We start from the raw sequence: 21,488 nt of genomic DNA, 5'->3' as shown, positions 1-21,488 counted from the left end.
CGGCTTGGACGTCCTATAAGCGATCGTCCTAGATTCTTTAGCAGTAGTCCAACCAAGGGAGTGGGCGTGGATCCTCTTGAAGATGTGCTGACCCTGCTGGAGACACGCAGTCATCTGTCCGTGAGCCTGGCGGCGGGAGGACGATGGGCCGTTCGGTTCGACGCCCCCCAGGGCGTGAAGTTCAATGCCGTACGACGCGGCTCCTGCCTGCTGGAAGTCGACGGGGTCGACGAGCCGATCGGGCTGGCGGAAGGTGACTGTTACCTTCTCGCACGTCAGCGACCCTTCACGCTCCGCAGCGATCCGGAGGCCGTCCCTGTTGCCGCCGGCCCCCTGTTCGCCCGGGCCGAGGACGGCATCGCAAGGGTGGCCCAGGGCGACGAGGTCTTCCTCGTCGGGGGTCGCTTCTCCTTCGGGACCCGTGCCCACGAACTGCTGCTGGACAGGCTTCCCCCCGTCATCCATGTTCCGGCCGGCACCCGGCATGCGGAGACGGTGCAGTGGGCGCTCACCGCGATCGACCAGGAACTGATGCGCCGGCAGATGGGTTCCACTCTGGTGGCGGAGCATCTCGCCGTCGTCATGCTCGTCCATGTGCTGCGTCTGCATCTCGCGCGTGAGCCGCATGCGGTGTCGGGGTGGTTGGCCGGCCTCGGAGATCCCGTGGTCGCCCCCGCGCTGGCCTCCCTGCACCGCGATCCGGCGCACTCGTGGACCGTGGCCGAACTGGCGCGCGCCGCCGGGGTGTCCCGGTCCACCCTGGCCGCTCGCTTCAAGGACACGGTTGGCCAGGGGCCACTGGAATACCTCACGCGGTGGCGCATCGAGCTCGCGGCCCAGCAGCTGCGGGAAGGCGGTGGAACACTCGCCTCCATCGCCCGCTCCGTGGGTTACGGATCCGAGAGTGCCCTCAGCGTCGCCTTCAAAAGGGTCCTCGGGATGCCTCCCGGTGACTACCGCAAGCGCCCGACGACGCCTTGATGCCGTCGAGGAGGAGACCGCGCGAGAGGCCACCGCTGATCCGGTTCCTGCCGTCGGTGTCTCGTCGCACCGGAAGGAGCTCGATGACACTTGGCGCCGTGGCCGACTGCGTGACCCTCTCACCAGGGCTGCGGCGTGACCGACGGGAGTGCCTGTTCCGCCCAGACCGTCTTGCCCTCGGGTGTGTACCGCGTGCCCCAGTTCTCGGCGAGCTGGGCGACGATGAACAGACCTCGTCCGCCCTCGTCGATGGTCCGCGCATGGCGCAGGCGGGGCGTGACGGGGCTGGCGTCATGAACCTCGCAGGTCAGGGCGCGGTCTTTGATCAGACGCAGGCGAAGGGGCGCCCTGCCGTAGCGGACGCCGTTGGCGACCAACTCGCTCACGATGAGCTCGGTCGCGTACACCGTCTCCTCGTCCACCCCCAGTCGGTGAGCTGAGCACGAACGTGGGTGCGCGCCGTGGCCGCAGCCGCGGGGTCCTGGTCCAAAGGCCAGGTGGCGACGTGATCGGCGGGGAGTGCCCGGATGCGGGCGAGCAGCAGGATGGCGTCGCCGGGACCCTCGTTGCCCTTTCAGCCGGTTTCTGGCGAGGAACCCCGTGCCTGCAGGCCCTGGAGGAATCGCCTCCTCAACCACGGCGTCGCGCAGCGGCGCCGTCTCACTGCGGGTCCTGCCCCACGGCCGACCAGGCGGTGATTGCACGGACTCAGTGGTGCCGCGCACTGCCAACTGCGATCCGGATCGGACTCGTTGTCAGTGCCCAGGAGTGCGGTTCGTCTCATGAAGATCGTCGTGCGCGGCGGGCTTCCTCCAGCACCGCCCGCCAGGAGACGACATGCGGCCTGCGGCGCAGCAGCGCACGTCGCTCTCTCTCCGTCATGCCGCCCCACACGCCGAACTCGATCCGGTTGTCGAGCGCTTCGGCCAGGCACTCGGTGCGCACCAAGCACCCGGTGCATACCGCCTTCGCCTGGTTCTGCTGGACGCCTTGCGTAAACAACTCCTCCGGGTCCCCGTTACGGCACGCCGCGCTCTCAACCCATTCGACGCTGCCCATGACCCCCCTCAGCTCTCCGCAACGACCTTTCGCCGTCCACCACTCAGGACACTCGACTCCGCAGCACCTGCCAGTGTCAAGATCAGTTCCCTGACCTGCTGAAACCACACATCCCGAGGGAGCACCCGTGGGCCGGTGGCCCGGGCAGGGTACGGAACGGTCGCCTGCCCCCTCTCATGTCTCGTGCCGGTCGGACGGCGGTCCCTGGCTGTGGCGGCTGCACACTCGGTTACTTCGGGGCGGCCCGTGTGCTGCCGGCTGGCTGCACTACGGCGAGGCAGACATGCATAGGCGTATCGATGAGTCCGGTATCGGCGTGAAGGACGCCGATGGTGCGCGTTGACTGTGCGGTCAGGCCGGCCTCCTCCTCGAGTTTCCGTAGAGCCGCTGCGCATCTTCCCCCGGCTCCAAGCCGCCGCGCGGGACTCGCGACGCTGTGACCATCGCCGCGCTGTTCAGGGCCCGCCACAGCGGCCTGGTCGGCTAGTACTGCAACGGTGCTTGCCGTGACTGATGGCCAGGTCAGGGGCTGTGTCCGCGTCGTTTGTAGTGGCTGATGCGGGCCTGGTGTTGGCGCCGTCGTCGCCAGGTTGACCAGTGCAGGGTGTGATCGACGGCCACGGCCCTGCGGTTGGTCAGAAGCGTGCGGCCCGGTACTTTTTGCCGCATCACGCACCGTCGACTGCGGCGATACCCAATCCGCCGTTCTCGCGCTTCAGGCGCACCACTGGGCGCGCAGTGCCTCGGGCTTGGCCGGACGACTTGGGCGCTGGCGCGGGTAGGTCCACTTCTTTGCGACCAGTCTCGCGTGCCAGCGCAGCACGGTCCGCGGTTGACCAGCAGTTTCAGCGCTGAACGGTGCCGCTGGTCAGCAGGGGGAGCAGGGCCACGAGTACCGCGCGGTCCCCGCGAGTGAAGGCCGGCTTGGGGTTGCGGTGCAGGACGGCCAGCTGGCGCCGGAGCATCAGCAGCTCGACATCCTTGGCCGCGGAGGAGCGGGCCATCAGGCGCAGCCGGCCGAGCAGAAGGCAGCCGAAGCGGTAGACCAGACGGTTCGTCAGGCTTCCCAGGCGTGCGTGAGCAGGCTCAAGAGTACCGTCGATGTGATCACATCGTGACCCTGAAGCCCCAGCTCAGCATAGGTGACAGGATTGTCGGCACTCACAGGGCCGGACGTGCCAGGGCTGCGAGAACGCGGTCTTCCGCGTGAAGGCCGCCCCGAAGGAGAAGGCCCGGGCCGCGGCTGCGGCTCGGGCCTTCGTGTTTGGCCTGTTGGGGTCAGCCTCCGAGGGAGGTGGCCATCAGGTCCTCGATGGAGTTCGGGTCGAACTCGATTGCGCCGGCGGGCGCGGTCATGTTGGTAGCGGTGTCCTTGAACGTCATGGCGAGGGGGAAGTGGTTGCCCTTGCTGCTGGTGTCGAACTGACCCAGGTCGAGCGCGATGGTGTTCAGGGTGCCGCCGTCCTTGTTCAGCTTGACGGTGACCGTCGCCGGGGCGGTCGGGACGCTGGTGGGTGCTGAGGTGGGCAACTTGCCGCCCACTCCGGGGACGTCCTTGAGGTGGGGGAAGACCTGCTGCTGGATGTCCGTTATGAGCTTGCGGGCGTTCGCCTTGATCTCGATGGTGTCGATGCCGTCGCTGGTGCCCTTGTCGGAGAAGGTCGCGTCCTTAGCGATGATCTTGGACAGGGTGTCGCTGATCTTCTGCTGCTGGTCGGGGTTCAGGGACGGCATCGGGCTGGGCTTGGTGTCGCCGCTTGCCTGCTTGGAGAGCTTGGCGAACTTGGCCGGGTCGATGGAGACCCAGTTGCCCTGCAGGAGGCGCCTGATCGGCTCGAGTGCCCGCGGGATGGAGTCCGTCATGGCCTGCAGCTGCTGGAGCTCCGCGGCGTTCTTGTTGTCGCCGCCGAGCTTGGCGAGTTCCGCGATGTTGAGCTTCATGTAGGCCTTGCCCGCGATGGAGCGGTACTCGGCCAGGCTGGTGTGGGCGCCGTTGTGGATGGCGAGGTCCATGTCCAGGCTGGGGTCGAGCTTGCCCGTTGATGTGTTGCTGGCCTTGAGGGCGTCCTTCAGCGGCTTCTTGGAGCGCATCGACACGGTGATGCCGAGGCCGGAGATCTGCTTGGCCTGGTCTCTGGTCATCTTGGAGTCGCTGCTGGAGGCCGCGGCGTCGAGAGCGAGGAGCTGGTCGGTGGTTGCCTTCAGCTGGAAGTCGATGGTGGCCTCGTGGCCGTCGTTCAGCTTGTTGAAGGCGTTGTTCACCTTCTCAGCCGTCGACAGGTTCTGGAAGGCGCTGCAGGCGGTTGTGGCCCCAACCGCTGTTGCGACCACGACGGTCAGGGCTGCGGCCGCGTGGCGTGCGTGCATGTCAGGCTCCTCGTTGTTGTGTGGGCAAGCGTGTTGGCGCCCGTAGAATCGTTTCTGCCGAATGGCTTGCTGTCTTGGGGTGTGTTGCCGGGTGGCCGCAGCAGGGGGCTGCTACTGATCTTCACCCAAAGTCCACAGTTGGGGCCAGTCGTTTTTTCCAAGCAGGTTCCTTGCCCCAGCTGACACAGTGCCACCTCAGGGATGTCATGCATTCGCATCGGCGCTGCTTCGCCCACGGCTTCGGTGACGGCGCTGCACCGGGCCATGACGCTCGTTGTGGCTGCGCGACCCGCGTGTAGGGCCTGCAGCCGCCCCCTGTGGCAGTCGCAATGGCCGACGCCCCGGGTGGGATCGTCGGCGCGGCAGGGCGGAAAAGAGTCCATGAACCGAACGGCGGTGGCTCAGGAGTCGGCACCCGGCTCCTGCGTGGGCAGCGCGGTCCAGGGAACCTGGCGCGCGTGCAGGTCGGCACGGATGGCCTGGGCGAGCCTTGTGGTGTCGTAATGTTCAGGCCGCGCCCTTCCGTCCATCCGCGAGATACAGTGCGGCACGCTGTCGAGCGGTTCCAGGCGCAGGCAGACCGTACACCTCGTGAAGTTCGGCGATGAGTTTCCACTCGACGGACGCCGTCCCGAGGATGCCTGCGGCCAGCTCGACGGGCATGGCCGGAGGAGTGGGCAACGCCGCGGCGGAACCTACGCCTGCTCCGACGACCTCGGTGCCCCTCACCGCCCCGGTGACCAAGTGATCGGCGATCTCCTCCGGGCCCAGACCGGGGAAGTGCCGACGCAACGTGTCCAGATCGCGGACCCGGACATGCGAAACCGCCTCACCCGTAGGTCCGCCCTCGACGCCGGACGATCCCCACGGAGCCGGGAGAGCACACGGCGGGCGGCGGCTGTCACGGTGCGGCTGACCACCCGGCCGACCGGTTGCCCCAGCACCTCGGCTGCGGCGCGCCCCAGCAGCTCCTCCGCCTCGCGGCTCCACTGCACCACTGCCCCGCCGTCATCGACCACCACCAGGGGAGCATCCTCGTCATCAGCCTCACCTCCACTCCCAGCCTGCTCTCGATTCCCATGCGGTGCCTCATGCTGGAAACGCCCGCAGCCGCACCGGCCGGCCGATGCCGGGTACGCGACGCCGCCGGAGCCGGGCGTGGTACATGCCGCCGTACGGGCGGGAGTGGGGAGCGGCGGTCACCGTCCCCGCGGGCGCTGGAGGTCGGTGACCGGCACACCGGACCGCTCACCATGACGGGCATGGTCAACGCGGTGCGGTGCGGCGACCGGGAAGCGCAGAACCTTCGATCCGCGGATGCCCGACCCGGACCTCACCGCCCGGATCATCGCCTCCTCGGACCGGCCGCTCAGTAGGCCGAGGAGCAAGACGCAGCGGATGGGGCGTTCCACCGCTCTGTCGGGGGTCGCCGACGGCATCGTTCGCCCGGGTACTCCACGGCCCCTTCAGCTGCGGAGAACCGGCAGACGACATGCCGTCACCGATCTTGGCACCAAGCGGCCTCCTCGTGCGATGTCGCACGCCTCCGGCCGGTGCCTGTCGGCTGCTCCTTCGCGACGCCCTCACATCTCGTCAATGATCCGCCACACGCGGGGCCTTGACGGGGCATTCGAATGTGACAACGATGTCACGCCAGCAGTTATCCGACCTCTTAGGGGGGGCCCATGCGATTGCCGAGACCAGCCCGTCTGGTCCGCATCCTGTCTACCATGGCATCTGCGGCTGTCTTGATCAGCAGCACACTGACAACGACCGCGGTCGCGTCAACAAAGGTAGGACCACTTTTCCCCGAGGATCCGACGGCGTATGTGAACACCTCGATCGGGAACAACGGGTCGGGTACGACGTTCCCAGGGGCGGCGCTTCCCTTCGGGATGGTACAGAACAGCCCGGACACCCGGCTCAACTCGTACGCCTCGTACGACTACGCCGACTCGAAGATCCTGGGATTCAGCCAGACGCACCTGTCCGGCGTCGGCTGCCAGACCGCGGGCAACTTCCGGCTGATGCCGGTGCCCGGTGGATTCCCCGGGACACAACCGGACCAGCAGGCGGCCGGTTTCCGCCACGCCGACGAGCACGCCGAGCCCGGGTATTACAAGGTCGGCCTGGACAGCGGGGTGACCGCCGAGCTGACGGCGACCGAGCGGACCGGCTGGCACCGCTACACCTTCCCGGCGAACGCCTCGCAGCGCACGGTCGTGGTGAACGTCGGCTCGAGCAACGGCTACACCTACGCCGGCCATGTGGACGTCGTCGGCGACAACACCGTCGAGGGCTGGATCACCGGCGGCAACTTCTGCTGGGAGACGGGCAAGGAACGGTACAAGGTCTTCTTCAGCGCCAAGTTCGACCGGCCGTTCGACAAGTTCGGCACCTGGGCGGACGGCGGCGACGTCACCTCGGACCGCCGGTCGGCGGACATCAGCGGTACGTCCTCGGACGGCTCCCGGGCCGACGGCGGCGCGATGGTCGGGTTCAGCGGCGGCGGCCAGGTCGGCGCGACCGTCGGCGTCTCCTACACCTCGGTGAACGGCGCCCGGCTGAACCGAGGGACCGAGAGTGCGGACCAGACCTTCGACTCCGTGCGGGCCGCCGCGCACCGGACCTGGGCGCGCCAGCTCGGGCGGCTGCAGGTGTCCGGCGGCAGCGACGTCGACCGGCGCACGTTCTACTCCGCCCTCTACCGTGCGACGCTCCACCCGTCGGTCGGCTCCGACGTCGACGGCCGGTACATGGGCTTCGACAAGCAGGTTCACCGCAGCGACCGGCCGTACTACCAGATGTTCTCGCTCTGGGACACCTACCGCGCGCAGAACCAGCTCGTCGCGCTGCTCGAACCGCGACGCGCCACCGACATCGCGAAGTCGCTCCTGCGTGTCTACCAGGACGGCGGCTGGCTTCCGCGCTGGGCGCTCGGTCCGAGCGAGACCAACGTGATGAGTGGGGAGGGCCCTACGCCGTTCATCACCTCCCTGTACGCCCGCGGGCTGCTCGACAAGCCCACCGCACGGTCCCTGTTCGACGCACTGTGGAAGAACGTCACCGAGGTGCCGGCCGACCAGTCCGTCTTCCGGGGCCGCGACGGCAATCCGACCTATGTGCGGAACGGATGGATCGGCTACCAGGACAAGGGCGGCTACACCTGGGGCGACTCCCGTCAGGCGGGCTCGGCGACGCTGGAGTACGCGCTGGCCGACTGCGGTCTGGCCGACATGGCCCAGGGCCTCGGTGAGCGCGCAAAGGCCGAAACGCTGCGGGCACGGTGCGAGAACTTCGGCAACGAGTGGGATCTCGGGGTGAGTTCCAAGGGGTTCGACGGGTTCCCACGGGCCCGCACCCCGGAGGGAACCTGGGTCGGCAGCGCTGACCCGACACAGAGCACCGGCTTCCACGAAGGCACCCCATGGCAGTACCAGTGGCTCGCGCAGCAGGACGCCCCGGGGCTTTTCGCGCTGATGGGCGGCAAGGCCAAGGCCGAACAGCGACTCGACACCTTCTTCGACATGCCGGAACTTCTCCGCGACCACACGGGAGTGGCCAAGAAGTCGTGGGTGGTCGGGGCGTACGACTACCACAACAACTTCGCCTTCAACCCGAACAACGAGCCCGATCTGCACACGCCCTGGATGTACGCGTGGACCGACCAGCCGTGGAAGACCTCCGCGGTGCTGCGTGCGGCGCAGCCGCTGTTCACCGACGACGCCTACGGCATGCCCGGCAACGACGACCTCGGCACCATATCGTCCTGGCTGATCTGGTCCATGATCGGCGTCTACGAGGTGATGCCCGGCTCCGGCGAGTACGTGCTCACCGCGCCGATGTTCGACCGGGTCCGGATCCAACCGGACGGCGGCCGCCCTGTCGACATCGTCGCACCGGGGGCGGACCGGTCGAAGCTGCAATACGTTTCGTCGGTGCACGTTGGCGACCAGGCCTGGTCCAAGTCGTGGATCTCGCACAGTGATCTGCTGCGCGCGGGCACGATCCGGTTCGCCCTCACCTCCGACCCGGCGAGCACCGACTGGGGCCGCGGAAGCGGCAGTCAGCCGCCGCGCCACGGCACGATGCAGGCCGGTGTCCGGCCGTTCTCCTCGGTGCCCGACGCCAGTCCGGCGCTGCTCGAACCGGGCAGCAGCCTTCAGGCGAACGTGGGGGCGGTCAACCTCTCGGCTTCCCCGACCAAGGTGGCGTTCAGCGCCGCTCCCTCAGACGGCATCACCGTGTCACCGGCTTCCGGGAGTCTGACGGTCGACGCCGGCGGCCGGGCCGCAACCCCGGTGACGGTTGCCGCGGACGGCTCCGCCAAGCCCGGCGCCCACACGGTCGAAGTCAAGATGACCAACGCGTCCACCGGTGAGTCGCTCGGCAGCACGTTCATCGCGCTGAAGGTCACCTCTCTCTCCTACGGCAGGCCGGCCACGCAGAAGAGCACCGCCTGGGGCGGTGTGGCATCGCGGGCGGTCGACGGCAACACCGACGGCAACTTCACCGTCGGCTCGGTCACCCACACCGCCGAGGACGGCTCGGCGGAGCCCTGGTGGCAGGTCGACCTCGGAGCGTCGAAGGCCATCTCCGACGTGAAGGTGTGGAACCGCACCGACTGCTGCTCGGAGCGCCTGACCGATTACTACGTGCTCGTCTCCGACGCCCCGTTCACCAGTGACTCGCTCGCCGCGACACTGGCACAGCCGGGTGTGACCGCCGTCCGCCGTGCGGACACCGCGGCCACTCCCACGATCGTCCCGCTCGACGCCACCGGACGGTACGTGCGTATCCAGCTCGCCACCACCGCGCCCCTGTCGCTCGCCGAGGTCGAGGTGAACCCGCGATGACCGCATCGGCACGCACTGCCCGGATCACAGCGAAGCCTGAAGTCGAAGAGAAAGGGAACCTCGTGACCGTGTCACGGCGCATGCTGGCGACCGTTGCGGCACTGACCCTGTGCGCCACCACACTGACGGCGCTGGGCGGCTCCCCTGCGAGCGCCGACGACGGCGACCCGGTGATGACCGACCCGGGGTTCGAATCCGGGACATTCGACGGCGGTGAGTACTACCACGCCTCCCTCGTCGCCCCGGGCGCGTCCGGATCGGGCCACGCGGCGCAGGTGGGGCTCGGTTACGACGGGGACAGCCGGTACCCGCGCGGCGGCAATCTTCCGGTGCGCGGCACGGGGGTCTCGCGCGGGATGGTCAACAAGCCGGTCCGGCAGGTGCAGCCCAACACCGTCTACGCGTTCACCGCCAAGGTCCGCACCGAGGGGAACGCGTCGGTGCGGGTCGGTGTCTTCGACGCCGAGAACGCCGCGTTCTACCGCGGCGCCGCCAACTACGCCGACGTCAGCAGCCCGACCTGGACCACGGTGACCCGCACGATCACCACCGGGCCGCGCACCCATGAGCTGAACGCGTTCTGCTTCCTGAACGAGCTGGGCAGCGGCTCCGGCCCCGGCTACTGCGACGACTTCGCGGTGCGCAGGGTCGGCCCGGCGGCCGACCCGGCACCCGCGCCCGCCGACGACACCCGCGCGTTGGGAGCGAACGGGTTCCCGGTCACCATCCCGGCGGTGCAGTCCTTCACACGTCACGACGGAGAGTCCTGGCGGCCGCAGGGCGACCTCGGCATCTTCGTGCGCCGCGGGCAGGCCGCCGCACTGCGTGACGACGCCGAACGGATCGCCAAGGAGTTCGTCGACGCCAAGCTGGTGCGGACGGCCACGGTCCGAACTGTGGACGACCACGCCCGCGTGGCGCGGGGAATCCTGCTGACCACAGGCGCCGTGGACCTGTCCGCCGCCCCGGTCAAGGCACAAGCCCTGGCGTCCCAGGCCTACCGGCTGGACATCGACGAGAACGCCGTCGTGGTCACCGGTGGTTCCGGCACCGGCGCGTTCTACGGCGCTCAGACCATCCTGCAGGCACTCCGGTCGGCGGGTCGGCTGCCCGCCGGCGTGGTGACGGACTGGACCGACCAGACGTTTCGCGGGCTGCAGGTCGACTCCGGGCGGCGCTACTACTCGATCGGCTGGCTGAAGAACCAGATCAAGGACCTCGCCTACACCAAGATGAACTACCTGCAGCTGCGGGTGAAGGACGATCAGGGTCTGCGGGTGGAGAGCGCGGTGGCGCCGAAGCTGGTCGACCGGCTGCCGGCCGGCGGCTCGTGGAGCAAGGCACAGATCGCCGACCTCGTCGCGTTCGCCCGCCGGTACCACGTCACCATCGTCCCCGAGATCGACGTACCCGGACACAGCAGCCTCGACACGCAGGTGTATCCCGAGTACGCACTGCCCGAGAAGACGGGCTACGACTACTCCCGTGCCGATGTGCGTGAGCATCTGGCACGGTGGGTCCGGGAGATCGGCGCGACGTTCGACGCCCCGTACGTCCACCTCGGCGGCGACGAGTTCTTCGACGCGGACAATCCACGGCTGCTGTCCTGGGTCCGGGGACTCGCCGGGCCGAAGGCCACCGGCGAGGACGGCTACAAGGCGCTGTTCAACTACCTCTCGGGCGAACTCGCCAAGGACGGCCGCGGAGCCTGGATGTGGGACGACATGATCAGCGATCCGGCCGGTGGAGCCGTCCGGCTCAGCCGCGACATCACGATCGACTACTGGGCGCAGATCTACGACGCGCCTCCGGCCGGCGCCTACCTGGACGCGGGCTTCACCCTGATCGGTTCGTCGTCCGACCTGTACCACGACCTGTGGCCGCCGCTCACGGCCGACAACAAGAACAACACCATCAACCAGCCGTGGCCCGCCGACCAATGGACCACGTACGGCAGCCCGTATGTGTACTCCGGCGGCTGGGGCGCCCCCTACAGCGTGCCTGCCGGGAGCAACAGCGTCGGGCAGTTCTTCCCGATCTGGGACGACCCGCACGGCTGGGCCCCCGAGTACGTCCTCACCCAGACGCTGCTGCCCAGGCTGCGGGTGCACGCCCAGTCGGTGTGGAACTCGCCCGATCCGGTCGCCGACTTCGCGGCCTTCGATCCCTACCTGCGCAGGCTCGGCCACGCACCCGGCTTCCGACAGCCGGTCGACACGCTTGAGTTGAACCCTCCGCAGAAGTGACACGTGCCCGGGGTTCCCCACGATCGTGGGGAACCCCGGGCACGGGCGGAGCGACCGTGTGCGAGGTGGGCGGCTCCGGCCGCTGCCGGTGGCCCGGTCAGGCCGTGCGGAGGGTGAACACCGTCAGAAGGCCGTGCCGGGAGTGATGTCCACGCGACTCACGACCCGTCGGGCACGGCCTGGTCCCGCGCGTGGGTCCTATAGAGGTCGAGTTCGCCGTCGAGTTCGAGGGCAAGCACGGTGCACAGCGGGTCGAGGTCGGCATCGGCGAGGTGGATGTACTCCCATCCGGGTACCTCGCCGAGGCCGCCGACGCGCTCGTGCGGCGCCTCCGTGTCCGCGCCGAGCACCCGTACCGAGGTCACCGCGTTGCGCACACCGCGCAGGACCACGAATTCGTTGGGGCGGTCGAAGACGAAGAGATACAGCGTCCTGCGGTCGGCGGAGAGTGTCGAGGGGCCGTAGAAGTGGCCGTGCGGCATACCTCGGTCCGTCCCGTACACGGCGGCGGAGTGCCGGCCGATCCACTCCCCCAGGGCCTCCAGACGCGCGACCTGCTCCGGGAGGATGGTGCCGTCGGCCTGTGGACCCACGTCGAGGAGCAGATTGCCACCACCGCCGATGGTCTCCGCGAAGATCCGGACCAGCTGCCGCGGCGACTTGTGGTGGGTGTCCTGGGGTTGATAGCCCCAGGAGTCGTTGATGGTCAGGCACAGCTCCCATGGGCCGGCCGGTGGCTCGATGGGCACGCCCTGTTCGGGCGTCGCGTAATCACCGTGGCCTGTCAGTCTGCCGTTGACGACGGTGTGCGGGGAGCGCGTACGGATCTCCCCGGCCAGAGCGTCCATGCCCCACTGTTCGGGGGTTCGCTCCCACTCGCCGTCGAACCACAGAAGGTCGGGCTGGAAGCGTTCCAGGAGCTCGCGGACCTGGGTCCGGTGGAAGTCCAGGAAGTTCCCCCATCGGGCCGGGTCCTCCTCGCCGGGAGCGGGCATCGAGTACGGGTTGCCGCGTTCCGCCGGGTCCTCGTCGGGCCTGCGCACTGTGGCGTAGTCCGGGTGGGACCAGTCCAGGTGGGAGTAGTAGAGACCGGCCTTCACATCCCGTCGGCGCAGCGCCGCGACGTACTCGGCGACCAGGTCACGCCCGGCGGGAGTGCGTTTGACGACCGACACGTCGTTCGCACCGGTGTCCCACAGTGCGACTCCGTCGTGGTGCTTGGCGGTGAGCACGGCGTAACGGGCGCCCGCGCGGACGAAGAGGTCAGCCCATGTGTCCGGGTCGAAGCGGGCGGCGCTGAATCGGTCGAGTTGCGCCATGTAGTCGTCGTACGGAATCCGGCCGTCGAAGAACGACCAGGACTCGGCGACGCCGTCGACGCTGTAGATGCCCCAGTGGATGAAGATTCCGAGTTTGGCCTCGGTGAACCAGCGTTGCGACGTCATTGTGACAGCTCCGTCAATTGTGTCAGGGAACCGCCGCTCCTCGGGTGGAGGAGTGGCCCAGGGCTCGTGGGGGAGGCTCGACCGCTCAGGTGCTCGGTGTCGGGGGTGTCGTGCTCGTCCCAGCCGTGCCCGGGGCGCGTCGCCGCGTGTCTGCGCGAGCATCGCACGACGACCGGCCCGGCTGCCCGGTGCCGCTCCGTCATGCGGCGCCGCCTTCGATCGCGAGCACCGCCGCGGGCGCCCCTCGCAGCTCGTCCGGCACGACCACCGTGCCGTCCGGGTCCGTCGCCGCTGCCCGACGGCCGGTCGCGGTGAGCCAGCTCACGGGGCGGCCGGCGGCGAGCTCGGCGACATCTCGGGCCGGCGTCAGCCGCCCCTCGCCCGGTGCCAGGTCCGCCACGAACAGGGTCCCCTCGCGCGTGGTGTAGCGGACGGGATGACCGGCCACGTCGGTGTGGCGGCGCCATGGCCGGGTCCCGTAGACCGCTTCGCCGTTGACCCGCAGCCACTCCCCCAGCCGGCGCAGCCGCGACACCTGGCTCTCGGGCAGCGAGCCGTCGGCCCGCGGGCCCACGTTGAGCAGCAGATTGCCGTTCTTGGCCACGGTGTCGACGAGCATATGGACCAGCTCGGCACCGCCGATGAGATGCCGGTCGTCCTCGACCACATTGTGGCCGAAGGACTGCCCGAGTCCCCGGCATGCCTCCCACACCCGCTCGGACGGCTCTTGCTCGGTCAGGTACTCGCGTGTGCGCACGCCGTGGTACGGCACACCCCAGCGGTCGTTGAGCAGGCCGTCGGGCACCTGCTTCAGATAGCGGGCGAACAGCGCGGCCAGGTCGCGGTCGCCGCTGCCCTTTCCGCCGTCCGGCCAGTCGATGTCGTTCCACAGGTAGTCGGGCCGGAACCGCTCGACCAGTTCCACGAGCTGCGCGTGTGCGTAGTCGGCGAAGGCCCTGTCGCTGCGGCGCAGTTCGAACAGGTCCGTCAGCGAGCGGATCGGCCGGAACGCGCTGACGTGCCAGTCGAGGGCGCCGGAGAAGTACAGTCCCAGCCGCAGATCGTGGCGGCGTGCGGCGCCGCTCAGCTCGGCCAGCAGGTCACGGCGCGGCCCGCGGCGTGCTGCGGTGAACGGGGTGGTGCCCGAGTCCCAGAGGCAGAAGCCGTCGTGGTGCTTGGCCGTGGGCACGACGTAGCGTGCGCCGCATTCGGCGAACAGGGACATCCACGCATCGGCATCGAAGCGTTCGGCCGTCCAGAGGTCGGCCAGGTCCTCGTACGAGGTGCCCACGCCGTACCTCTCCTCGTGGAATCGGCGGGTGGGCGATCCGGCGATGCGCACGGTGTTGGCGTACCACTCGGCATACGGATGGTGGACGAACTCCAGCTCGACCGGGATGTGGACCTCGGGGTCGCGAGGGGTGCCCCAGGCGGGCACCGAGTAGATGCCCCAGTGAATGAAGATGCCGAACTTGGCGTCGGTGTACCAGCGCGGCACGGGGGCGGACGGGTAGACGGGTGTGTGTGCACCGAGGTCGGGACCGGTGCGTTGGTCGAAGCGCAGCAGGGGGTTCTCCTTGGTGGCCACGGCGAGGCGCGCCCGGCCGTCATGGCCGGGTTGCGGTGCGATGTGTCAGCGGCCGGCCAGACCGGTGGCGGCGATGCCCTTCACCAGGTGCTTCTGCAGTGCGATGAGCAGCAGAAGGGTCGGGATGAGGGAGATGACGGAGGCGGCCATCACCAAATGCCACTGGCTGCCGTTCTGCCCGAAGAACAACTCCAGGCCGAGCGGCACCGTGCCGAGCGCGCTGACGTCGTTGACGATGATGAGCGGCCACAGGAAGCTGTTCCAGTAGCCGATGAAGGTGAAGACCGCGAGCACGCTGAGCGCGGGACGGGCGATCGGGAGCATGACGGCGAGGAAGGTGCGCAGGGGCGAGCAGCCGTCGAGGGTGGCGGCCTCCTGGAGCTCGTACGGGATTCCGCGGAAGAACTGCCGCAGCAGGAACGTGCCGAAGGCGGTGAAGGCCCAGGGGAAGATGAGCGCCTGGTAGCTGTTCACCCAGCCGAACTCCTGCATGAGGATGAACATCGGGACCACCAGCACTTCCTGCGGCACCATCAGGGTCGCGAGGAACATCAGGAAGAGACCGTCCCTGCCGCGCCACCTCAGCCGGGCGAAGGCGTAGGCACCCAGTGAGGAGGCGGCGAGGACGACGAGCGTGCCGACGGCGGCCACCAGCAGTCCGTTGAGGATGAACCGCTGGAACGGCAGAAAATCGAAGACGTCGGCGAAGTTCTGCCAGCGAAGGTGGGAGCCAATGAGCGAGGTCGGGTCGGCGAAGGTCTCCCCTGGCGGTTTGAGCGCGGTGGCCACGGCGTAGACGACCGGTGCCAGGAACAGCAGCGTCACCACTACGAGCAGCGTGTGGGAGACCAGACTGCGCGGGGTCCAGCGGATCTTGTCAGTGCTCATAGTGCACCCACCGTTTCTGGCCGAGGAACTGCACGGCAGTGATCAGCAGGATGACGGCGAAGAGGAGCCACGCGCCCGCTGCGGCCACGCCGAGGTCGCGCGAGACGAAGCCGTTCTCGTAGACGTTCTGCACCATCGTCACCGTGGAGTCGCCCGGTCCTCCCCTGGTGAGGATGTAGGTCTGAGTGAACACCTGCATCGACGTGATCATGGTCATGGTGGTGACGAAGAAGACCGCGGGTGACATCAGCGGCAGCTGGACGCGCAGGAACTTCCTCAGGCCCCGGGCCCCGTCGATCTCCGCCGCTTCGAGCACGGAGCGCGGCAGTTCGTCGATGGCGGCCGAGAACACGATGAGGTTGTAGCCGATGCCCTGCCAGACGCTCATGACGACCACGGAGATCATCGCCGTGCCGGAGTCGGCGAGGAAGTTCGGGGCGGTGATGCCGAACCAGCTGCCGAGGTAGTGGGCGATGACGCCCTGGGGCTGGTAGAGCAGCTTCCAGATCACGGCGTTGACCACCATCGGTGTGATCGCGGGAATGAAGAAGAGCACCCGGAACACCTGCTGCCAGCGGCTGTTGGAGATCCAGAACGCCAGGGCAAGCGAGAGCACGACGTTGAGCGGCAGGAACAGTGCGGTGAAGACGAAGGTGTTGCGGACGGAGACGAGGAAGCCGGGGTCCTCCAGCAGCAGGTATCGGAAGTTGTCGAGTCCGACGAAGGACCGCTGGCCGAAGATGGGCCAGCGGTACAGGCTCATCACGACGGCCATCGCCACCGGGAACAGGGTGAAGACGGTCAGTCCGAGGACCCCCGGGGACAGGAAGCCGTAGGCGTACCAGCGTTCCCGGCGACCGGGTCCGCCGGGGCGGGCTCGGCGCGGCCGGGCGGCGAAGCGGGCCACGGGCCGGGTGCTGTGCTCGATCGGTCGTGTCGCCACGGTTCAGCGTTCCGCCTTCTTCTGAATGGTCGTCAGCGCCGCTTCGGCGGTCGTCGACCCCGTGTAGGCCTCGAGCAGATACTGGCTGAACAGGGTGTTGACCTCGTCCCAGTTCCGGGTTCCGACGAACGGCACTCCGCCGGCGAGGCCGTCGCGGACGGCGTTCATCCCGGCCTTGACCGTCTCGGTCTTCCCGCCGGTCTGCCGGGTGAGGAACTTCTCGTACGCGGGCTGTGCCGCGGTGCGGGCGGGGAAGACGCGGCCCTGCCCGGCGAGGTAGTCCTCCGCCTCGGGTCCGGTGAGCACGGACAGTGCCTTGGCCGCTTCCTTCTTGTAGGCGCAGCTCTTGGAGATGCCGAAGCCGGAGTTGGCGACGTAGGTCTTCGAACCGCCGGGTCCGGCGGGGATCGGGGCCACGCCGACCTTGAACTTCGCCTGGGTGGAGGTGGATCCGAGATTCCAGGTGCCGTCGACGGCCATCATCGCGTTGCCGTTGACGAACTGGGTCTCTGCCCACCCGCCGTCGCTGGAGCTGGCTGGGACACTGGCCGCCTTGTCCTTGGTGGCCAGGCCCGAGTACCAGGTGAGGGCCTTGACCATCGCGGGGTCGTCGAGTTGCGCCTTGCCGTCGGCGGTGACGGGGCGGGCGCCGTTGTAGCTCAGCGCCATGGTCAGCAGGTTGAGGTCGGAGAAGGAGAGCGCGAAGCCCGTCTTCCCGTTCCTGGTCAGCGACTTCGCCGCGTCCTCGAAGTCCGCGACGGTCCAGCCTGTCTTCGGCTCGGCGAGGCCGGCCTTCGCGAACGCGTCCTTGTTGTAGTACATGAGCATGCTGGCGAGGTCCATCGGCAGCGCGTACTGCTTACCGTCCCACTGCAGGGCCTTGAGCGCGGCGGGTTCGAAGCCGTCCGTGCCGGTGGCGCCCTCGAGGTCGTCCAGCGGTTCCATGAGGTCGGCGAAGCCGGACAGCCGCAGGCTCTGCATGCTCACGATGCACGGCTGGTCGCCGCCCGCCGCCTGGGTCTGCAGCTTGGTGAAGTAGTCCTTGAACGGGGCGGTCTTCAGGTCCACCTTGATGTCGGGGTACTTCTGGGTGACGAGCGACGCGAGGTGCTGCAGCTGCTTCTCCTCGTCCGCTCCGCTGGCCCACATCTGCCAGCTCAGGCTGACGGATCCATCCGACCTCTTCGATCCTCCCGATCCTGCGCCGGAGTTGCCTCCACATCCGGCGAGTGCGACGAGTGCTGCCGCCGCTGCGACACTGGCCCACTGCACGGCACGCAAGCGCATCGCTTGACCTCCTCAATTGACACCCGGCAGGGGAAGATTGGTGTGACGGAGTATTTTTTTCGGGCCCGAGTAAAATGGGACGGTAGAGGCGCGCAGATCGGGCGTCAAGGGCTCCAACTCGGTGCGCTCACCGGCGAAAGGGGAGGATGTGGAGGCACAACGCCCGGCACCTGGGGATCTGATCCAGACCGAGATCCTGGCGCTGCTCGGGGCGGCCGGGCCGCTCAGCCGGGCGGAGATCGCGCAACTGCTGCGTGTGGGGGCCGCGACCGTCACCGACCACACCCGGCGGCTCATCGGCGAAGGGTTCATCCGCGAACTGAAGCCCCACGTCTCCTCCGGCAAGGGCCGCCCCCGCGTTCCGCTCCAACTGGTCCCCACCGCCGCCCACGTCCTGGGGCTGCGCGTGGCCATCGACCATCTGGCCGGCGTCGTGGTCGGGCTCGACGGCCAGATCACCGACGAGTTCCGTCTCCCCCTGCGTGTGGCAGAGTCACCCGTTCCGCTGCTCACCCAGGTGCTGCGGGAGGAGATCGAGGCGCGACGGAACACGACGCCCATCCGCGGAGTCGGCATCGCGGTCCCCGGCATGGTCGATCCGATGACCGGCGTCGTACGGCTCTCCGCGATCATGGACTGGCACGATCTGCCGCTGGCCGCGGAGCTCGGCCGGGCCCTGCCCGTGCCGATTCTCGTCGACAACGACCTTCGCTCCAGCACGACGGCCGAGCTGCTGTTCGGCATGGGCCGTGATCACGATGACTTCCTCGTCCTCGGCATCGGTGACGGACTCGGCATGGGAGTCGTGCTGGAGCGACGCGTCCAGCGCGGCGCGGACGGACTCTCGGGCGAGTTCGGCCACATGCCGGTCGATCGGAACGGGCCGCGATGCAACTGCGGCAACCGCGGCTGTCTGCAGTCCCTCGTCGGGCAGACGGCGCTCCTGGAACGGGCCCGCCGCGCCGGCGTCGAGCTCGGACCCGGGGACGGGCTCTCCGAACTGGTCGACGCCGCCGAACGTGGTGAGCGAGCGGTTCTCGCCGTCCTGGACGAGGCCGGCGAGCTACTCGGGCGCAGCGTCGCCGGCGTGGTCAACGTCCTCGCGGTCAAGGCGGTCAAGGTGATCGGCGAGAGCCTCGTGCTGTGGCCCCACCTCGGCCCGGCCTTCACCGCCGCGGCCGTCGCCGGGGCGATCGAGCCGCTGCGGGACCTGGAGATCGCCGTGGCGCCCTGGCGGGACACGGAGCACGCGCGGGGTGCGGCCTGCCTGCTGCTCGCCCGCAGCGGAGCGATCACCAGAGCCTAGCCCGTACGACGCCGCGCGCCGTACGGGCCTGGCACGGCCTCACCTCACCGGACGCCTACGTGGATGACGCGGTCATCCCTCCTTCACACGGCCGTAGACCTGGACCTCCGCCATGTTGAGCTCGACGGGGGTCGTGGCGGCCAGCCACACCCGCACATACCGGCCCCTGGCCGTGGTCGCGATCGTGGTGGGGCTTGCGGCCTGGTCCGTCTCGTGGTGGCTCCAGACGCCCGGCTTGCCGAGCTGGTCCGCGAGCGTCCCCGAGAAGGGCTGGTCGGACACCAGGACGTAGTAGTCCTTCGTCCGCTCCGCGCAGCAGTCCGTCCGGTTGTAGATCTTGATCTTTTCGAGGTCCGCACTCGATCCGAGGTCGACCTGCCACCACGGCTGCGCCTCGCCGCCGCTGGTGGTGGAGAAGTCGGACAGGTCACCGTCCACGGACTTGTCGGCACTGAAGGGGAAGGCCCCGCCCCAGTCGTAGTCGGAGACCTGGGTCGCGGTCTTTCCGCGGGCGAGCTCACGCAGGGGCGGCAGTCCCATCGACTCGTCGTGGAGGTTGTCCACGCGCGAGACGAAGTCCTCGATGAACGGATCGCCGATCCTCACCTGGCCGTGCTGGCCCTGCTCCGCCGGATCGACCATGATCTGCGACGCGGCGGCGGCAAGGGAGTCCATGGACTTGCGCTCCTGTGCCGCCTCGCTCGCGTTGTGGGCGTCGATTGCGGCAAGGGTGTTCAGTCCGTGCTCCATCGACCGCCCCCACAGCTGTGTGGCGTCCAGCCAGCGGGAGGCGTCGGAGAGGAACAGCTTGTCGGGCACACCGTCCCGGATGACGGCCGGGGCCTGCGTGACAGTGCGCACGGACGGGCGGAACTCGCTTATCGCCCGCCCCGCGTCGCCTGCGTACTCCTGCCAGAAGCGTTCCACCTCGGCGCCGAACACCGGTGCCTGGGGCTGCCACGGCTGCGAACCGAAAGTCGGAGCCATGTGGTTGAGGTCGACGAACACCTGCACCGCGTCCGCGGTACGGCTGTCCCCCGCGGCAAGATACAGGGCCGCCTGACGACCGGAACGGTCCCGGTCGTAGCCCCGGTCGTTCCACGAGAAGTCCGACATCGTGAAGACGGCGAGCTTGCTGGCGGCCTCCTGGTTCATCGGGTTGGAGACGATGCCGCTGAGGTGGTCCGACAGACCGGGCTCACGCTTGTCGTACGGCGCCAGCAGCAGTCGCCCGGCGGTTCGGGCGAAGTCGTTGACCGGGTAGTTGTCCCACACGAAGACCTTCCGGCCGAACAGTTCGGCGGCCTTGGACGCCTGGGCGTTGGTGATCTCCGGCGGCACCACGTCCGTCCCGGTCCACATCACCTGCACCGCGGGGTCGAGCGTGGCACGGATCGTCTGCTTGTACGCGGTGTCGGTCAGGTCGCCGTACTCAGTGGGCACCATCTGCAGCGGGTTGGTCCCGGGGCGCTTGGCGATGAACTCGCGCTGCACGGTGTTCAGCAGGCTCACCTGGGCGCGGGCCGCCGCGCCGCGGCCCGGCGCGCCGAACTTCTCCGCGTCAGCGGAACAGTTCCAGCGGGTGTAGCTGATGTCGTCCAGCGGGATCGAGAACGACCGAACGCCCGCGTCGTACATGGCCTGCATCTTGTCGGTGAGCGCCTTGGTGTCGGCGGGGTCGGAATAGCAGATGGAGGCGCCGGGTGAGACGGCGAAGGTGAAGCGCACGTGGTCGGCCCGGGCGCGGTCGATCAGCTCACGCAGCTCGGCCAGCTTGGCCGGCGGGTAGGGCTCGCGCCACTTGTCCCGGTGGTAGGGATCGTCCTTCGGTGCGTAGACGTAGGTGTTGGACTTCATGTCGCCGAGGAAGTCCATGTGATCCAGTCGTTCGGCCGTCGTCCACGGCGGGCCGTAGAAGCCCTCGATGGCGCCCCGCAGCGGCATCGACGGGTAGTCGCTGACCTGAGCGCCCGCCACCTTCCAGCCGTCGTCCGCGCGCTGGAAGAGCTGGCGCAGGGTCTGTACGGCGTAGAACTGGCCCGCGGCGTCCGTACCCCCGAGTGCGATCTCCGGCTGCGGCTTCGTCCCCGAGACCCGCAGCGCGTAGCCCTCCGCGCGGTTCGGCACGGCGGTGTCGCCCAACGCGTCCGCGATGTCCGGGCGATCGGCGGGTCCCAGTCGGACAGTGAGCAGACCCGCCGTCGCTCGTGATACGTCGTTCGGGGAAACGTTGTCAACGCGCTCGGCACCGTGCTGCTCGAGCTCGCGGACCACACGGTCGCGGGCTGCCGCGTCCGTGTGTTCGTCCACGACCAGCAGCACCCGGCCGGTGACGGTCGCGTCCTCGCCCGAGCGGGATATGGACTGCGGCGTCGGGGAGACCGGCGGCAGCGGGCGGGCGCCCGCCGAGGCGGCGGTACGCGCATCCGTACGTTGGGCGGCCTGGGCGCCGGCGCCGGGCGGAAGAACTCCGAGTGCCATCCAGCCGGCCATCGCGAACGCTCCGACGGCGATTCCACGTC

The 21,488-nt window shown here is 68.7% G+C and carries 14 protein-coding genes and 1 pseudogene; 4 read left to right on the top strand and 11 right to left on the bottom strand.

Annotated elements, in window-relative coordinates:
- Positions 1-66 precede the first annotated feature (66 nt).
- On the top strand, positions 67-981 hold the full coding sequence (locus BZY54_RS12970; protein WP_086725318.1) for an AraC family transcriptional regulator: 915 nt from the start codon (positions 67-69) through the stop codon (positions 979-981).
- A 119-nt stretch (positions 982-1,100) separates the two neighbouring features.
- On the opposite strand, the pseudogene BZY54_RS12965 reads toward BZY54_RS12970, so the two are convergent.
- From BZY54_RS12965 to BZY54_RS55370, 5 genes and pseudogenes are all read right to left on the bottom strand, one after another.
- Positions 1,101-1,540: pseudogene (locus BZY54_RS12965) on the bottom strand (ATP-binding protein); the annotation flags it as partial.
- Between the two features lie 221 nt (positions 1,541-1,761).
- Entirely contained in the window at positions 1,762-2,040 is a 279-nt protein-coding gene (locus BZY54_RS12960) for a WhiB family transcriptional regulator (protein WP_086725317.1), read from the bottom strand.
- Positions 2,041-2,885: 845 nt separating this feature from the next.
- The gene (locus tag BZY54_RS50840; RefSeq protein WP_158103859.1) at positions 2,886-3,044 is read right to left on the bottom strand and encodes a hypothetical protein; all 159 of its coding nucleotides are present in this window, start codon (positions 3,042-3,044) and stop codon (positions 2,886-2,888) included.
- A gap of 274 nt (positions 3,045-3,318) precedes the next feature.
- A complete protein-coding gene (locus BZY54_RS12955) occupies positions 3,319-4,407 on the bottom strand; it encodes a hypothetical protein (protein ID WP_086725316.1) in 1,089 nt (362 codons plus the stop codon).
- 725 nt (positions 4,408-5,132) lie between these two features.
- Complete coding sequence (locus BZY54_RS55370) at positions 5,133-5,402, bottom strand: PAS domain-containing protein (RefSeq protein WP_425276274.1); 270 nt, start codon at positions 5,400-5,402, stop codon at positions 5,133-5,135.
- Between the two features lie 690 nt (positions 5,403-6,092).
- Here BZY54_RS55370 and BZY54_RS12940 point away from each other — a divergent pair.
- On the top strand, positions 6,093-9,263 hold the full coding sequence (locus tag BZY54_RS12940) for a GH92 family glycosyl hydrolase (RefSeq protein WP_086725314.1): 3,171 nt from the start codon (positions 6,093-6,095) through the stop codon (positions 9,261-9,263).
- An 80-nt stretch (positions 9,264-9,343) separates the two neighbouring features.
- Positions 9,344-11,509 (top strand): family 20 glycosylhydrolase, encoded by a 2,166-nt coding sequence (locus BZY54_RS12935; protein ID WP_158103857.1) that lies wholly within the window; start codon positions 9,344-9,346, stop codon positions 11,507-11,509.
- 158 nt (positions 11,510-11,667) lie between these two features.
- On the opposite strand, the gene BZY54_RS12930 is transcribed toward BZY54_RS12935, so the two are convergent.
- The 5 genes from BZY54_RS12930 to BZY54_RS12910 are packed head-to-tail and all read right to left on the bottom strand — an operon-like array spanning position 11,668 to position 17,522.
- Positions 11,668-13,116 (bottom strand): alpha-L-fucosidase, encoded by a 1,449-nt coding sequence (locus tag BZY54_RS12930; RefSeq protein WP_086725312.1) that lies wholly within the window; start codon positions 13,114-13,116, stop codon positions 11,668-11,670.
- A 37-nt stretch (positions 13,117-13,153) separates the two neighbouring features.
- Positions 13,154-14,542, bottom strand: coding sequence for an alpha-L-fucosidase (locus BZY54_RS12925; protein ID WP_208640638.1), 1,389 nt, complete (start codon positions 14,540-14,542; stop codon positions 13,154-13,156).
- 45 nt (positions 14,543-14,587) lie between these two features.
- Positions 14,588-15,430: a carbohydrate ABC transporter permease gene (locus BZY54_RS12920; protein WP_086725311.1), complete on the bottom strand. Its 843-nt coding sequence runs from the start codon at positions 15,428-15,430 to the stop codon at positions 14,588-14,590.
- Entirely contained in the window at positions 15,420-16,373 is a 954-nt protein-coding gene (locus tag BZY54_RS12915) for a carbohydrate ABC transporter permease (protein WP_208640637.1), read from the bottom strand. Before BZY54_RS12915 ends, BZY54_RS12920 begins: the two co-directional genes overlap by 11 nt.
- Positions 16,374-16,376: 3 nt before the next feature.
- A complete protein-coding gene (locus BZY54_RS12910) occupies positions 16,377-17,522 on the bottom strand; it encodes an ABC transporter substrate-binding protein (protein WP_158103856.1) in 1,146 nt (381 codons plus the stop codon).
- A gap of 286 nt (positions 17,523-17,808) precedes the next feature.
- On the opposite strand from BZY54_RS12910, the gene BZY54_RS12905 reads away from it, so the two are divergent.
- Positions 17,809-18,966, top strand: a complete 1,158-nt coding sequence (locus tag BZY54_RS12905; protein ID WP_158103855.1) for an ROK family transcriptional regulator — start codon at positions 17,809-17,811, stop codon at positions 18,964-18,966.
- A 72-nt stretch (positions 18,967-19,038) separates the two neighbouring features.
- Here the strand turns inward: BZY54_RS12905 and BZY54_RS12900 are convergent, their stop codons facing one another.
- Positions 19,039-21,447, bottom strand: coding sequence for a glycoside hydrolase family 84 protein (locus BZY54_RS12900; RefSeq protein ID WP_425276273.1), 2,409 nt, complete (start codon positions 21,445-21,447; stop codon positions 19,039-19,041).
- Between the last annotated feature and the right edge of the window lie 41 nt (positions 21,448-21,488).

Source organism: Streptomyces carpinensis (assembly GCF_002154505.1).
GTDB lineage: Bacteria > Actinomycetota > Actinomycetes > Streptomycetales > Streptomycetaceae > Streptomyces > Streptomyces carpinensis.
Note: the sequence above shows the minus strand (reverse complement) of the source record. Positions and strands in the feature narration are given on the sequence as shown.

Coding starts and splice junctions, on each gene's coding strand:
- BZY54_RS12960 (WP_086725317.1), bottom strand. CDS start 2,040: ATGGGCAGCGTCGAATGGGTTGAGAGCGCGGCGTGCCGTAACGGGGAC.
- BZY54_RS50840 (WP_158103859.1), bottom strand. CDS start 3,044: ATGGCCCGCTCCTCCGCGGCCAAGGATGTCGAGCTGCTGATGCTCCGG.
- BZY54_RS12955 (WP_086725316.1), bottom strand. CDS start 4,407: ATGCACGCACGCCACGCGGCCGCAGCCCTGACCGTCGTGGTCGCAACA.
- BZY54_RS12940 (WP_086725314.1), top strand. CDS start 6,093: ATGCGATTGCCGAGACCAGCCCGTCTGGTCCGCATCCTGTCTACCATG.
- BZY54_RS12935 (WP_158103857.1), top strand. CDS start 9,344: ATGCTGGCGACCGTTGCGGCACTGACCCTGTGCGCCACCACACTGACG.
- BZY54_RS12930 (WP_086725312.1), bottom strand. CDS start 13,116: ATGCTCGCGCAGACACGCGGCGACGCGCCCCGGGCACGGCTGGGACGA.
- BZY54_RS12920 (WP_086725311.1), bottom strand. CDS start 15,430: ATGAGCACTGACAAGATCCGCTGGACCCCGCGCAGTCTGGTCTCCCAC.
- BZY54_RS12910 (WP_158103856.1), bottom strand. CDS start 17,522: ATGTGGGCCAGCGGAGCGGACGAGGAGAAGCAGCTGCAGCACCTCGCG.
- BZY54_RS12900 (WP_425276273.1), bottom strand. CDS start 21,447: ATGGCACTCGGAGTTCTTCCGCCCGGCGCCGGCGCCCAGGCCGCCCAA.